The following is a 16,019-nucleotide window of genomic DNA, read 5'->3' as shown; positions in this document are numbered from 1 at the left end:
TTTAATAAAGCAAAACGCTATGGTTTTGGGTTAAAAAAGTGAATAGCGTATAGCTTTTATCATTCTGTTGAAATATCCGTAAATGAAGCTGAAAAACATTCTTTCATATCAGAATTTCACAATGCAGACGTATTATCTCAGCAATCAGAATCCAACTTTTACTTTGAAAGGTGAAGAGGAAAAAATGAGCGCTGAAATATTGAAAGTAATTCTGAAAAATCCTGTTTCCGGTAAAAATCTGGATCTGGAAGTTACGGATGAAAATGGATTTCTGCTTTACAGCAAAGCTTTAATTCCGAAACCTCCGGCGCCTGATTCATTTTCTTTCAATGAATTTCCGGAAGTGCCGATCAATAAGCGTTTTATTTTCAGTTCCTGTTTACGCATTGGTATCTCCGCTCCTGCCAATACTATTTTTCAGGTTGAAGTGCAATGCGTTTAATTTTTCTCTTCAGTAAAAACGGTAGGCTTTTAGCTTGAAAAACTCGTGAAAGCAATTCTTAAAGATCTTTCACTTTAACCACAATATCGTGCGGAGCCGTTTCGTCGCCGCCAAAATATGGGAATAGCTTGTAGCCAGTACCCTCACCGGAACAACCACGTGGCAATTCGGCAAACTTCTCGCCTACTTTCAATAAATAGGTACTGTCGTTCATTTCTATGCTCATGTCAACCGGTTTGCCTATCGGTATTGCGGTGATGAATTCGGAATTACGCATGCCGTTCTTATAGCCGTAGGCATGAATTTCGAGCCGGTTATTAACCCAGCACCAACCCATGCGCGCACTATTGGAATGATGCGCCGAATTGCAATCGGAAAGGCCGTAAAGTTTATTGATGTCGAACTGGTTTACCGGATCGAAGGTTTTGTAAACCGCCGAACTATCGAATAAAACCGAGAAGCTCATCTTTTTAGTTTTTACTTCTCCGGCTTCGCGGTTATCAGCGTAATGACCGCCTTTTTTAATGGTGTAGATCCGGAAGCCGTTGGAGTCGGTAGGCTCGTTGTTGGCGGGAGATATTTTTTCTTTTTCAGGAGAAGTACAGGCATTTAACATTAGCCCGATACCGGCAATAACCGGCAGCAAAATTTTCCGGGAAAGAAATCTCATAAAAGTTTAAATCAATATTGTTTAGATGAATGTTTACAGCGTTTGTACCTTTAAATAAGTAAATTAACTTTTAAATAACAAATGCTATTCCGGCAGACAAAAAAAATCCCGGAACAGTTGCCTGTACCGGGACTTTTTTATTAAAAAATGATAGCGTTTTGATTAGCCGCGGCCGTGCATCATGTAAGTAAGCTTTTTAGATACAGCGAGAAGCACAAATCCTAAAACAATTACGAAAGCACCAATACCTCCGAAAATTGTTAAAGCACCTAACTGTTCTACATACTGCACAATGTAACCACCCATAATGTTCGCTACAAATGAACTCAGGAACCAAACCCCCATAAGCATAGAAGCATAAGCTACCGGCGCTAATTTGGTTACCATAGAAAGGCCAACCGGTGATAAGCAAAGTTCACCTAAAGTATGCAGGAAATATGCACCAACTAACCACCAGATATTAGCTTTAATTGAAGCATCGGCTACGTCGCCGCCACGTTCCATAACTGCACCCACCATCAGGAAGAAACCTAGGCCCAGTAACATCATGCCAAGCGCCATTTTAACAGTTACGTTCGGGTTTTTACCTTTGCTGGCAAGGTTAATCCATAGTGAAGAAATTACCGGTGCTAAAGCAACAATAAAGATCGGGTTAACCGACTGGAACCAGGAAGTAGGAATTTCCCAGCCAAACACAACGCGGTCAATATAACGGTCGGTGTATAAGCTCAGGGAAGAACCGGCCTGCTCGAAACCGGCCCAGAAGAAGATCACAAATACGGTAAGCACAAGAATTACGGCAATACGATCGGTTTCATCTTTAGAAAGCACTTTTTTAGGAGCAGCTTTTTCTTCGGCAGTTTTGGCTACAAATTTACCAACATTACCTAAATAAGATTGCGCCAGAGAGTTGAACATGATCTGGCCCAGCATCATACCAATACCAGCCGCCAGGAAGCCATAACGGTAACCGTAAGTTTCGCCTAAGTAACCGCAAACTAATGGCGCGAGGAAAGCACCTGCGTTGATACCCATATAGAAAATAGTGAAGGCGCTGTCGCGGCGGGCATCATTTTCTTCGTATAAGTTACCTACAATGGTAGAAATATTTGGTTTAAAGAAACCATTACCAATAATCAGCAAACCAAGTCCCAGATAAAATGTCATGTCACTCACTTCGGAGAATAAGGCAAACTGACCCAGCATCATTAAAATACCACCCATTGTAATAGAGCGGCGTTGCCCAATGTAATTGTCGGCCAGCCAGCCACCCAGAATCGGGGTTAAATAAACCAGACCAGTAAACCAGCCATAAAGCATACCGGCGTCGCCATCGGTCCAGCCACGGCCACCTAATTGGTTGGTAGTAGCACTGGTAAGGTACAGAATAAGCAGCGCGCGCATACCATAATAGCTGAAGCGCTCCCACATTTCCGTCATGAAAAGCAGGTAAAGGCCTTTAGGGTGCCCTTTTTTCACCTGCGCCTGTTCAAGGGTTGATGCCATTTAAGAGTAGATTTTTGTTAAAAGATGAATGAAAAATTGAACTGATTTCGCCAGAAGCGGAAAAGTAAAGCTACGTTGCCGAAAGCATTTAACCAAACATTTGAACTTTTTATTGCGGCTATTGGCTTTAAAGCCATATTCAGGAACCATTTTAAGTTTTAATGCCCCGTATTAATTGGTGAATGAAGATATATAGTTAGAGAAAAGATAGGACGCTTTTCAAATAATTTTTTATTTTTGTACAAAGTTTAATCATCATCAAAACACAAATACTTTAATCCCTTACATATTCTCATGAAAGAATCTGGCAGAAAATCGAACAAAGTGGGCCTCGAGAGCATCGGCAACATTAAGGCGGAAAGCGTACTTTGGAACCTTACCCCGGCGGAGTTGGTAGAAGAAGCACTGAAAAATGGTGAAGGCGTTTTATCTGATACCGGCGCGCTGATGTGCGACACTGGTAAATTCACCGGCCGTTCTCCAAAAGACCGTTTCGTAGTAAAAGATGCTAAAACTGCCGATTCAGTATGGTGGGGCGATATCAATATCCCTTTTGATTCTGAGAAATTCGACAAACTGCAGGACAAAATGATCAAATTCCTGGAAGGGAAAAAGATCTACGTACGCGATGCTTTCGCTGGTGCTGATCCTGATTACCGTCTGGACCTGCGTATTGTAAACACGCAAGCATGGCAGAACCTTTTCTGCAACAACATGTTCCTGCGCCCAACTGACGAAGAAATTGCAAACCACGTTCCGAACTTCACCATTATCTGTATCCCTGAGTTCCAGGCAGATCCGGAAGTAGATGGCACGCGTCAGGCAAACTTCGCGATCCTGAACTTCACAAAGAACATGATCCTGATTGGTGGTACTGGTTATGCCGGTGAAATGAAAAAAGGTATCTTCGGTGTACTGAACTACATTTTACCGCACGAAAAAAACACATTATCTATGCACTGCTCTGCTAACGTAGGTGCAGAAGGCGATACTGCTATTTTCTTCGGTCTGTCTGGTACTGGTAAAACTACTTTATCTGCTGACCCGAACCGCGGCCTGATCGGTGATGATGAGCACGGCTGGACTAATAAAGGCGTTTTCAACTTCGAAGGTGGTTGCTACGCAAAAGTTATCGACCTTTCTCAGGAGAAAGAACCACAGATTTGGGATGCTATTAAATTCGGTTCAATCCTGGAAAACACCCGTTTCTTCCCAGGCACTCGCACACCGGACTACTCTAACAAATCGGTAACTGAAAACACCCGTACTGCTTACCCGATCAATTTCATCAGCAACGCTATTGAGCCTTCAGTAGCTGATATTCCTAAGAATATTTTCTTCTTAACTGCTGATGCTTTCGGTGTATTGCCTCCGATCTCTAAACTGAACAAGAGCCAGGCTATGTACCACTTCATTTCCGGTTATACTGCAAAAGTTGCAGGTACTGAAGTTGGTGTAACTGAGCCTCAAACTACATTCTCTGCTTGCTTCGGCGCGGTGTTCCTTCCATTACACCCTACTAAATATGCAGAAATGCTGGGTAAGAAAATGGACGAGAACAAAGTTAACGTTTGGCTGATCAATACTGGCTGGACAGGTGGCTCTTATGGCACAGGTTCCCGTATGAAACTGCCTTACACCCGCGCAATGATCACGGCTGCATTAAACGGCGAACTGAATGATGTGAATTTCACAAACCATTCGGTATTCGGTGTAGCTATGCCGGAATCTTGCCCTAACGTACCAGCAGAAATCTTAAGCCCACGCAATACTTGGGCAGATAAAGATGCTTACGATGCAAAAGCAAACGAACTGGCTGCTGCTTTCGTGAAGAACTTCAGCAAATACGCTGATTTCGCTAGCGAAGCAATTTTAGCCGGTGCTCCTAAAGTTGAGACTGTAGAAGCTTAATTTTAACTTTCATCTGAATATTAAAAAGCTCTGCTGTGTAAACGGCAGGGCTTTTTGTTTGTCTGAATTTGGATTCGTTAGATTATGGAATTTTAGGATTGAGGAATTTGAGCAGATGTGAAGCTGGAATGCGTAGAGACAAGGCATTTCTTGTCTCTACAATATTGTAATAGGCGGTTACAAGGGTTATTTTCTACCGTAATTCTTAGATCAATAGAATCGAGCCCCCGCAAATTTGGAATCTACGATCAATTAGCAGAACTTAGTTTTTCAGCTCAAAACCATACCGTTTTTATGCACCTTTTCTATACACCCGATATTTCCGGCACTGAATATACTTTAAGTGAAGATGAATCGAAACATGCTATAAGGGTTTTACGGTTGGATGCCGGAGAAATGGTGCAGTTAGTAGATGGAAAAGGCGGCTTATACGATGCCAAAGTAACCGACCCGAACCCGAAACGCTGCAAACTGGAGATCACCAAAACGGTATCGGAATTTGGTAAAAAACCGTACTACATTCATGTTGCCGTAGCACCTACCAAAAACCTGGACCGCATGGAATGGTTTGTAGAAAAAGCCGTAGAGATTGGCATCGATGAGATCAGTTTTCTGAAATGCGCGCGCTCCGAACGTAAAGAATTAAAGCTGGACCGCTTGGAGAAAATTGCTGTAAGCGCAATGAAGCAAAGTTTGAAAGCTTACTTACCGAAGCTGAATGAACTTACGCCGTACAAGACTTTTTTAGCCAATTTTCCTACCGTTTCTGATACATATATAGCTCATTTAGAAGAAGGTAACCGCGTTGATCTAAAGCAAATTAAAACGTTCGGCACAAGCTATTGCGTGCTCATTGGTCCGGAAGGTGATTTTACGCCGGAAGAAATTGAAATGGCTTTGGCAAAGGGAATTAAACCGGTTACGCTGGGTGAAAGTAGATTACGGACCGAAACTGCTGCTTTGGTGGCCTGCCATACACTAAACTTGCTGTTGAGTTAGTTATTAAATTATTGATAAGTTATTGAATACTCTTTTGCGTCATCCCGAGCAAAGCCGAGGGAACTTATGGGGCAAGTATGGAGTAAATTTATTTAAAAATCGGCCTTATAAGTTCCCGCGACATTACTCGGGATGACAATTAATTTTAAACCAGAAATGAAGAAACTTCTTCTAACCATACTGACTTTTTGCCTCGTTTTCCCTAGCGTTTTTGCGCAGAAACCGAGTTTCCAGATCGCGAAGCTGAAGTACAATGGTGGCGGCGATTGGTATGCGAATAAAACTTCTCTGCCGAATCTGATCAATTTCGCGAACAGCAACTTAAAGCTGAATATCGATAAAAATGAAAAGGTGGTGGAAGTCGGCAGTCCGGAATTGCTGGAGTACCCGTTTGTGCATATGACCGGCCACGGTAACGTGGTTTTCTCGGGGGCGGAAGCGGAGAATCTGCGCAAGTATTTGATTGGCGGCGGCTTCCTGCATATCGATGATAATTATGGGATGGATAAATTTGTGCGGCGCGAAATGAAAAAAGTTTTTCCGGACCTGGATTTTGTGGAAGTGCCTTTCTCCCACCCGATCTATCACCAAAAATATGCTTTCCCGAAAGGCTTGCCTAAAATCCACGAACACGACAATAAACCGCCGCAAGGTTTTGGCATATTCTACCAAGGCAAATTGGTTTGCTTTTACACCTACGAAACCGATCTGGGCAATGGTTGGGAAGATCTTGAAATATACAACGACCCAATTGAGAAACACGAAGCTGCTTTAAAAATGGGTTCAAATATTATAGCTTTCGCCCTGACCCAATATTAGAAAGATTCAGGTTATACAACGCCAAAACACATTTTAAAAAGAAAACAAAGATTATTCGTAACTTTGTATACTAAAATATTCCGGGCACCTTCGTGTTCGAAATTTTTGACTTTTAAGGCTAAATACCTTACCGTTTTTCATGAAAAAAGAACTTGACCTGGTTTTTCCGCCGGAAATTGCCTTCGATGCCGTGCAATTAGAAAAGGAACTGATCGACGCCTCGGGCATTGATAAAGAAGAAGTTAAATTCCTGCACAAAGTAAAACGATCTATAGATGCCCGTGGCCGAAAGGTAAACGTACGGATACGAGCCGATATTTATACCGAAATCCCTCCTGCCGAAGTATTTATTCCTGATTTTCAATACCCGGACGTAAGCAAGAAGGAAAAAGTAGTAATTGTTGGCGCTGGTCCGGCGGGTTTGTTTGCGGCTTTGCGTTGCATCGAATTAGGCCTGAAACCGGTAATTGTGGAGCGAGGCAAAGATGTTCGTTACCGGCGCCGTGACCTGGCTGCTATTAATAAAGAGCATATTGTAAACCCCGATTCCAATTACTGTTTCGGGGAAGGCGGCGCCGGCACGTATTCCGATGGTAAGCTTTACACGCGTTCAAAAAAACGTGGCGATCTTTACCGTATTCTGCACATTTTAGTAAAGCACGGAGCCACGCCAGATATCCTTTTTGATGCGCATCCGCACATTGGCACCAATAAATTGCCGGTCATTATTCAGGCCATGCGGGAAACGGCTTTAAATGCCGGCGCAGAGATCCATTTCGATACCCGCATTACCGACCTGATTCTTGAAAAAAATGAAATAAAGGGCGTGGTAGCGCAAAACGGTACGGTTTACGAAGGAAAAAGTGTGATCCTGGCTACCGGCCATTCAGCCCGCGATATTTATGAATTGCTGCACGCCAAAGGTATAAAAATTGAAGCCAAACCGTTTGCGATGGGCGTGCGGGTGGAACATCAGCAAAGCCTGATCGATGGCATTCAGTACCATTGCGAAGGCGACCGCGGACCATTTTTACCGGCTTCGAGTTATGCGTTAGTACAACAAACGTATCTGAACAACAAACAGCGCGGCGTATTTTCATTTTGTATGTGCCCCGGCGGTTTTATCGTTCCTTCGGCCACAGCGCCCGGCGAAGTGGTGGTAAACGGCATGTCGCCGAGCCGCCGCGATTCCAAGTTTGCGAATTCCGGAATTGTAGTTGCCATAGAAACCGAAGACATGGATCTGGCGAAATATGGTGCTTTGGCAGGCTTGAGAATGCAGCAGGAACTGGAACGCAAAGCGTGTGATATGGCCGGCGGCACGCAGGTTGCTCCGGCTCAGCTTCTGAAAGACTTTACCAACCGCCGCTTGTCTTCAGGTTTGCTCGAAACTTCCTACCAGCCGGGCTTAAGATCGGTGGATATGCATGCATTATTAGGCGATAATCTGGCCCAAAGATTAGTACAGGGCTTTCAGGCCTGGGGAAAAAAAATGCCGGGTTATTTGTCGAACAACGCGCAGATCATCGGGGTAGAAAGCCGTACTTCCTCTCCGGTGCGCATTCCGAGAGATAAAGAAACGCTGGAGCATGTTCAGATCAAAAACCTTTATCCTTGTGCTGAAGGTGCGGGTTATGCCGGCGGAATTGTTTCAGCGGCCATGGATGGGGAACGTTGCGCGGAAAAAATTGCTGAGAAAATCCTGAAATAAAATCCGATGGAGACGCAAGGTACTGCGCCTTCATCATTTCCTGGCCTGCAATTCCGAACTTTTGTAGCTAAAAACAGTATCTTTCAGAAGCAAAAAACTATGAACGCAATGAAAAAAACTGTTGTAATTGGCGCTACCGATAATCCGACCCGCTTTGCATACAAAGCTGTTCAAAAGCTCTTAAATTATGGCCATGAAGTTGTGCCGGTAGGCATCCGGCATTCGGCAATCGGCACTTTACCCATTCAGCATTTACAAGACAACCCCAAAGTGGAAAATGTAGATACGGTAACCATGTATGTGGGGCCGCAACACCAACCCGCCTGGTACGCCTATATCTTATCGCTGAAACCCAAACGGATAATTTTTAACCCCGGCACAGAAAACCTGGAATTTGAACGAATGGCTGAAGACCAGAAGATTGAAACCATGCATGCCTGTACGCTGGTAATGCTCGCATCGGGAAGCTATTAAAGCTTCCCTTTTTTTATAGTAATCCTTTTCATCTTGTGCTTTCGTATAAGTTAATTGCAATTTATTTCTTGGTAAATTTTATATTTTAATAATTTTACCAAGAACTTTTATACCATTTCTAACAACCATTAATTCCTGACCTTTCTCTTATAAAAATACAATATAATGTTCACCGAACTTTTATCGGGAACATTGAACAAACTTATACTTTGTTTTGTCTGCCAATAGAATCCGGAAAGAAAACACTTCATTCAAATGGGTTGCTTTCAAGGTTTTCCGGAGTTCTGTATAATTTTAACAGGCTTACTAAACAGAAAATAAAAGGTATCAGGAAACAGTTTTTGGCGGCAAATTCCTAGCGTTTTTATCAGGCTCGTTTATTATAAAATCCTGATAAATTCAATTTCAGCAAGAACCCGCAATTCAAAAAACTGCAACCGGCCGATCGATGTACGGTTTATGGGAAATTCCTTACGATTATTACTCTTCACGTTTTCATGCTATTTCTTTTCATTGCTGTTTGTGCAGGCGCAGAATTGCCAGGCAGTGATCACCTCCGCTGGTAACACAAACCTTTGCCAGGGCGATAGCGTGCAATTAACGGCCAATTCCGGCCAGACTTATTTATGGTCGAATGGAAAAACCACGCAGAGTATTTATGCCAAAGCTTCCGGAAATTATGCGGTTATAGTTACTTCTGCTTCAGGTTGCGTAGCTACTTCTTCGCCGGTGGCTGTTTCGGTTTTGGGTGCACCTGATGCTGCTTTACAGGATACGATCAATAATTTCATGAATTGTACGTATTCGCTGGGCACGGCTAATTTTGCTTTAACGGTAGAGAACATTTCCAAAACCAAAGCTACCAACACCCAATATTCCATAGACTGGGGCGATGGTTCGGCAAACGTGTATGGCAGCAGTTTTGCGGCTGCAACCCACCAATACCTGTTACCGGGTTCATTTAACCTTACTTTTACCGTTACAAACGCAGCGGGCTGCACTTCTTCGCAGCGCTATCTGGTTTTTAATGGTTCCAATCCAAGTTTCGGGGTAGCCAGCCAGGGAAATACCAACGATTGCGCCCCGGCTACTTTTACCTTCGATATTATTAATACCCTGGGCAATACACCTTCTACGGTTTATACTTTCCAGTTCGATGATGGTACCCCGGCCCTGACCTACACGCACGCCAATCTGCCGAAAACCATCACGCATACCTTCACGAAATCGGCGATGGGTAAACCGGGTAATGCTTTTACGTTAACGGCTTATGCTACGAACCCTTGCGGTACTACACCGGCTACGGTTGGGGGTATCCGGATCTCGGCAACTCCGAAAGCAGATTTCAAAATTAATCCGGACAGCATTGCTTGCGTGAATACACCGGTACAACTTTCTGATTTTTCTAATGGCGGTTTCAATGCGAATGCATCTGGCACAATGGCAACTGGTTTTACCCGCGAATGGATCATAAAACCGGCTACCGGCTGGAAATATACAAATGGCACGAATAATACTTCGGCGCAGCCTATGCTGAATTTTACACAAGCCGGCAATTACCTCATTCAGCTTATTGTTACGCCGCGCGGTTCCGGCGCAAAATGTACAGCAGATTCTATTTCCAAAACCTTGATCATTAAAGATCTTCCGAAGGCTGCCTTCCAGGTAAAACTTCCTCCAACCAATTGCGCGCCTTCGTTTGTGGTTTTACAAAACAAATCTGTAAGCCCCGACCTGACCTATAACTGGGATATTCTTCCAAAGCAAGGCTGGAGTTTTGCCACCAATTCCGATAGCGTTTCCCTGAACCCGGAACTGAACTTTACCAAAGCTGGAAGCTACACAATCAAACTAACCTCCCGGAATTATTGCGGGCAGATCGCTACGACAGATACGACCATTGTAATTGAAGGTACACCGGAAATTTCGTTGCCGGCTGCGCAGGAATATTGCATCAGCCAGACGGTTGCTTTTTCTCCGGCAAACCCGGCGCATAAACCAACTTTTAAATCCAGCAGCCCGATCACGGTTTATCAGTGGAGCGTTTTGGGAAATCATAATTATCAGTTCATGAACGGCACTTCCGTTTCCAGCCAATATCCGGAAATTAAATTCGCTCAGCCAGGTGTTTATCAGGTGGTATTAAAAGCAGCCAATGCCTGCGGATTTTCTGCACCAGATACGCAAACGGTAACGATAAATCCCGCTCCGCAAATTGTGGTACAATCGTCGGTAATGGCTATTTGCGGCGGACAAGGTTCGGCTATTTTAACGGCTTCCGGAGCAGATACTTACAAATGGTTCCCGGCAACCGGCCTAAATAAAACCACCGGCAATATTGTTTCGGCTAATCCGGCGGTAACCACTACTTATAATGTAATTGGTACCAACGCAATTACCGGCTGCGCAGATACAGTTCAATATACTGTGGTAGTAAAACCAGCAATTCCGCTTCAAATTTCAGCAACAGATACCACGATCTGCGTTGGTCAGCAAACAGCAACATTAACTGTGATCGGTGCTGACCTTTATTCGTGGTCGCCGGCCATTGGTTTGAACACCACTTCCGGCGCTACAGTAATAGCAAACCCAGCTGTTACAACTATTTATACCGTTACTGCAATAGATACAGTGGCGGGTTGTACAGCAACAAAAACCATAAAAATTGAAGTGTTGCCTTTACCGGTTGTAACGATTGGAAAAGATACCACGATCTGTGCGGCGCCGCAAGGTTTGCAGATGCAGGGTTATCCGAAAGGCGGAACCTGGGCTGGTCAGAATATCAGCAACAGCGGTTTCTTTCTGGGTTCTGCTATGGGCGTTTACAATGTAACATACAACTATACGAACGCGAACGGTTGCTATACTTCGGCTTCCAAAAAAATAACGGTAGTTTCTATGCCCGTTGCTAATGCCGGTAACGACACGACTTTTTGTGCCCAAAACAATAGCGTTTTACTGAAAGGTTTGCCAGCTGGTGGAACCTGGAGCGGAAGTAATCTGGTAAAAGCCAACGGAAACTTCACAGCTAATTCTCCCGGCGTTTATACCCTGATTTACACGTATGGAAATGGCAACTGCCAGGTTTCGGATGTGAAAGTAATTACGGTGAATGCGCTGCCTGCAGTTCCTACGGTAGCCAACCAGACGATCTGCCCGGGCAACACAGTAACCTTAACGGCGCAAAGCAACAATGCGACCCGCTATGAATGGTTCGATGCTTTGACCGGAGGGAGCCTGCTTTATACCGGCCAGACTTTTACCACACCGGCGCTTCAGACTTCTAAAACGTACTTTGTAGTGGCATATAACGCGCAAGGTTGCGAAACTACCAATAGAAAAGCCGTACAGGTAACCGTAAACCCAATTGCACCGGCACCAACGGTTGCGAATGTAACGATCTGCGGTTCCGGAAATGCAACGTTAACGGCCAGCGGCTCAACGGGTACTTATAAATGGTATGATGCAGCGCAGAACGGTAATCTGATTTTCACCAGTTCTTCATTCCAGACTCCGGTTTTAACTGCTACCACAGAATATTATGTGCAGGCAATAAGCGCAGAAGGTTGCCCGAGTTTTACGCGCACAAAAGCTACCGTTTTTGTATTACCGGCACTAAGCAACAACGCTATAATCGGCAACCAGGCCATTTGTGCGAACGAAATTCCAACGCAAATAAACGGTTCGGCTCCGGCCGGCGGCAATGGAACGTATACTTTTGCCTGGGAATTCAGTACCGATTCGGTAAACTTTACGGCCGTTTCCGGAACGAATAATACTGTAAATTTCACCCCGAATGTGCTTTCACAAACTACCTGGTTCCGCCGTAAAGTAACTTCCGGAGTTTGTATGGAATACTCGCAGCCAATTAAAATTAAAGTTATTGCCAGACCGGTTGCTTCGATAGTTACTGCCCAGGCCATTTGCGCCGGTGCAACTGCTACTTTAACAGCAAATGCCAACGGCCTGCAATATCAGTGGTTTAACTCAGCAACCGGTGGTCAAGCTATTTTCTCCGGAAATTCATTTACTACTCCAGCTTTACAAAACACCACCGAATACTTCCTGGAAGCGATAAACACGGAAGGTTGCCGGAGCATGGTTCGCAGCAAAATAACGGTAAATGTAATGCCGGTTATTGCTAATAACTTCATCAGCCTGAACCAGACCATTTGCGCCGGTGAAACACCAACTGCCCTGACGGGTGCTTTGCCAGCCGGTGGAAATGGTACTTATACATACGTTTGGGAAAGCAGCCTTGATAATGTAACCTTCACTCCTGCCACCGGCAATAATGCTGCAATTAATTACGCTCCGGCGGCGCTTATGCAATCTACCTGGTTCCGCCGGGTGGTTTCTTCAGGTCCTTGCCAGCAAAATAGCAGCGCCAGCGTGAAGATCACGGTAATTCCGGGTATAGCTGCGAATATAATCACCACGCAACCGCAGATCATTTGTGCCGGAAATATGCCACAGGTTATGCAGGCTTCGCTGCCAACCGGTGGTACCGGAACTTTCACTTACCTGTGGCAGATGAGTACCAGTGGTGCAAATCAGGGTTATGTACCGGCACCAAATGCGAATACGACCCAAAACTATGCTGCGCCGGCTTTACAACAAACTGCCTGGTTCCGCCGCGTGGTTTTCTCCGGAAATTGCTCGCAGACTTCGACTGCCGTAAAAGTGGAAGTGAATCCGCCGCTGGCTTCGAATATTATTTCAGCTTCACAAACAATTTACAGCGGTTCAATTCCTGCTTTACTAAATGGTTCTTTGCCAACGGGCGGTAATGGAAACTACGCTTATACCTGGGAAATCAGCTTAACCGGAAATGCTTCTGGCTTTACCGCAATGTCAGCAAACGGACAGCATTTCCAGCCGGGCGCTATTGCGCAAACTACCTTGCTGCGCCGCATTGTACGCTCCGGCGACTGTGTACTGGTTTCGAATGTGGTGCAGCTTACTGTGGTTCCGGCGATTGCGAATAATGTAATTCTGCAGGACCAGACGATCTGCCTGAACAATGCACCGAATATTTTAGCCGGAACATTGCCAATGGGTGGTTTAGGCAACTATACTTACCTGTGGGAAATGAGTACTGCGGGTGCTAATGCCGGTTTTAGTACAGCTTCCGGAATTGCCGACCAAAAAGATTACCAACCGGGAATTTTAACACAGACAACATGGTTTAGGAGAACCGTAATTTCAGGCGCATATTCACTGGAAAGTAACGTAGTGCAGATCACCGTTAACCCGAATATTTCGAACAATACGATCAGCGTGGCGCAAACTATTTGTGCAGGTTCGGCTCCGGCTATGTTGCTGGGTTCGGCTCCGGCTGGCGGTTCAGGTACGTATACTTATGTTTGGGAAATGAGCACTTCCGGTGCTGCCAACAGCTTTATAACGGCTTCTGGCATAAATAATGGCGCAGATTTCCAGCCGGGTACTTTACAGCAAACAACATGGTTCCGCCGGAAAGTTAGCGCAGGTTATTGCTTCGATAATATCAGCCAGGCTATTGAAATAAAAGTAAACCAGATCCCGGCGCCGCCAGCAATTGCTTCGCAGGAAATCTGTTCCGGAACTTCTGCTATACTGGTTTTACCGGTAAGCAATCAGTCAGAAGCGGGCAGTGCGTTTGAATGGTACGAAACCGCAGTTGGTGGTCAGTTAATGGGTAAAGGCGTTTCTTTCACGACACCAGCCTTAACGAAAAGCAAAACTTACTATGTGCAGGCAGTAGAAAATGGTTGCGCCAGCTCCAGAATTGCGGTAAAGGTTAATGTGCGGGAAGCTACTGCCGATGCCGGTGAAGACGTGGATGTGATCAGTGGCAAAAGTGCTTATCTGCAAGGTAAAGGCGGCGTTTCTTACAAGTGGTTCCCGGCGGAAGGTTTGAGCAACCCGAATATTGCCAACCCGGTTGCTACTCCAGACAAAACCACTACCTATACCCTGGAAGTTGTTTCTGAATTCGGTTGCGTTACTACCGATGAAGTTACCGTAACCGTACTACCGAAAATCAAGATCGTGAACACCTTTACGCCAAACAACGACGGCATAAACGATACCTGGGAAATTAAAGGCCTGGAAGAATACCGCAACTGCCGCATGGAAATCTTCAACCGTTGGGGCGCCAAGGTTTATGAATCGGTTGGTTATCCGCAGCCATGGAACGGTGTTTCCCTAAGCGGCGAGCAGTTACCGATCGCGACTTATTACTACATCATTTATTTAAATAAAACGGAGGCGCCGCTTTCCGGAAGCATTAACATTGTTCGTTAATTTTTATGAAAAAACTTTTACCCGCAATCCTATTTATCTTTTTATCAGGAATTACCGGGACTACTTTTGCGCAGCAACGCCCACAATACAGTCAATATTCTCTGAACAACTTTCTGGTGAACCCGGCGATCAGCGGTATTGAAAATTATACGGATGTGAAAATGGGTTTCCGGAAACAATGGGCCGGTCTGGAAGGTGCACCGAGCACTTTTTACACCAGTTTCCATACCGCTATTGGTAAGCAGGATCGCAACCGCATCAATAAAACAAGCATGATGCGCGGCGCGGTGCGAAGACCAAGATATAAGGTAAACAAGAACAACCGTTTCAAAAAAGCGAATCCGCACCACGGTTTTGGCGGTTTGGTGCAGGTAGATAAAACGGGTATTATTCAGAACACCACTTTCAACCTGACCTATGCCTTCCATTTACCGGTTACGAATAGCGTAAGAGTTGCTATGGGCGTTGCTACCGGTATGAATCAATTCAGCCTGAACCGCGCAATGGCAACAACAGTTACTGCCAACGACCCGGCTTTGTATTCCGACCGCCTGAACGATGTGAAAATGGATCTTGGCTTTGGCACCTGGGTTTATTCCGACCAGTTCTTTGTAGGGCTTTCTGCCATGCAGCTTTTAGCGAATACCGAAACTGCTTCGCAACAAACCGGCTTTCAGCGCCCTGGTTTTGCGCAACCACACTTTTACCTGACCGGAGGCTACCGTTTCGATATAAACCGCGACCTGACCGTTGTACCTTCTTTTATGGTGAAATCGGCGCCAACTGCACTGGCAGCGGATCTGAATGTAAAAGCTATTATTGCCGAACGCGTTTGGGGTGGAGTTTCTTACCGGCATAAAGATGCGGTTTCCGTGCTGGCTGGTATCAATATATCGCCGCTGCTGGATGTAGCATATTCTTACGATGCAGTTACTTCTGAATTACGCCACGCCAGTTCCGGCAGCCACGAAGTAGTTTTAGGACTTAAACTGCAGAACCGCGGCAAAGCGATCTGTCCGCAGTGGATGTGGTAAGGTTTTAATTGGAATTATGAATTAGAAATTATCAGCTTTACTATGCTAATAATTTTAATTCACTCAATCTCTAATTCAAACAATTCAAAAAAACGGTATCGTTTTAAAGCAAAAAAGTAAAGCCCTGAAGAAATTCGGGGCTTTTTTTATTTATTATCATATTTT

10 protein-coding genes are annotated in these 16,019 nt (G+C 44.9%); 8 read left to right on the top strand and 2 right to left on the bottom strand.

Annotated elements, in window-relative coordinates; all coding sequences use genetic code 11:
• The first annotated feature begins 82 nt into the window (after positions 1-82).
• The gene (locus tag ACFPIB_RS06060; RefSeq protein ID WP_378016537.1) at positions 83-442 is read left to right on the top strand and encodes a hypothetical protein; all 360 of its coding nucleotides are present in this window, start codon (positions 83-85) and stop codon (positions 440-442) included.
• 58 nt (positions 443-500) lie between these two features.
• Here the strand turns inward: ACFPIB_RS06060 and ACFPIB_RS06055 are convergent, their stop codons facing one another.
• Complete coding sequence (locus ACFPIB_RS06055) at positions 501-1,112, bottom strand: hypothetical protein (protein ID WP_378016536.1); 612 nt, start codon at positions 1,110-1,112, stop codon at positions 501-503.
• A gap of 162 nt (positions 1,113-1,274) precedes the next feature.
• On the bottom strand, positions 1,275-2,618 hold the full coding sequence (locus tag ACFPIB_RS06050; protein WP_378016535.1) for a peptide MFS transporter: 1,344 nt from the start codon (positions 2,616-2,618) through the stop codon (positions 1,275-1,277).
• Positions 2,619-2,912: 294 nt separating this feature from the next.
• Here ACFPIB_RS06050 and pckA point away from each other — a divergent pair, with 294 nt between their 5' ends.
• The 7 genes from pckA to ACFPIB_RS06015 all read left to right on the top strand — a co-directional run bounded on the left by pckA (position 2,913) and on the right by ACFPIB_RS06015 (position 15,854).
• Positions 2,913-4,529 carry a phosphoenolpyruvate carboxykinase (ATP) gene (gene pckA, locus ACFPIB_RS06045; RefSeq protein ID WP_378016534.1) on the top strand — a complete coding sequence of 539 codons (1,617 nt, stop codon included), beginning with the start codon at positions 2,913-2,915 and terminating at the stop codon, positions 4,527-4,529.
• A gap of 294 nt (positions 4,530-4,823) precedes the next feature.
• Entirely contained in the window at positions 4,824-5,528 is a 705-nt protein-coding gene (locus ACFPIB_RS06040) for a 16S rRNA (uracil(1498)-N(3))-methyltransferase (protein ID WP_378016533.1), read from the top strand.
• Between the two features lie 156 nt (positions 5,529-5,684).
• Positions 5,685-6,347, top strand: a complete 663-nt coding sequence (locus ACFPIB_RS06035) for a DUF4159 domain-containing protein (RefSeq protein ID WP_378016532.1) — start codon at positions 5,685-5,687, stop codon at positions 6,345-6,347.
• A gap of 139 nt (positions 6,348-6,486) precedes the next feature.
• Positions 6,487-8,058, top strand: coding sequence for an NAD(P)/FAD-dependent oxidoreductase (locus ACFPIB_RS06030; RefSeq protein WP_378016531.1), 1,572 nt, complete (start codon positions 6,487-6,489; stop codon positions 8,056-8,058).
• Positions 8,059-8,157: 99 nt separating this feature from the next.
• The gene (locus ACFPIB_RS06025; RefSeq protein WP_378016530.1) at positions 8,158-8,532 is read left to right on the top strand and encodes a CoA-binding protein; all 375 of its coding nucleotides are present in this window, start codon (positions 8,158-8,160) and stop codon (positions 8,530-8,532) included.
• A gap of 459 nt (positions 8,533-8,991) precedes the next feature.
• Positions 8,992-14,820 carry an Ig-like domain-containing protein gene (locus tag ACFPIB_RS06020; protein ID WP_378016529.1) on the top strand — a complete coding sequence of 1,943 codons (5,829 nt, stop codon included), beginning with the start codon at positions 8,992-8,994 and terminating at the stop codon, positions 14,818-14,820.
• A gap of 5 nt (positions 14,821-14,825) precedes the next feature.
• Entirely contained in the window at positions 14,826-15,854 is a 1,029-nt protein-coding gene (locus ACFPIB_RS06015) for a PorP/SprF family type IX secretion system membrane protein (RefSeq protein WP_378016528.1), read from the top strand.
• The last annotated feature ends 165 nt before the right edge of the window (positions 15,855-16,019 follow it).

Origin of the sequence: Adhaeribacter terreus, from assembly GCF_042657365.1 — a bacterium.
In the GTDB taxonomy this organism is placed as follows: domain Bacteria; phylum Bacteroidota; class Bacteroidia; order Cytophagales; family Hymenobacteraceae; genus Adhaeribacter_A; species Adhaeribacter_A terreus.
This window is presented reverse-complemented; position numbering and strand designations above follow the sequence as displayed.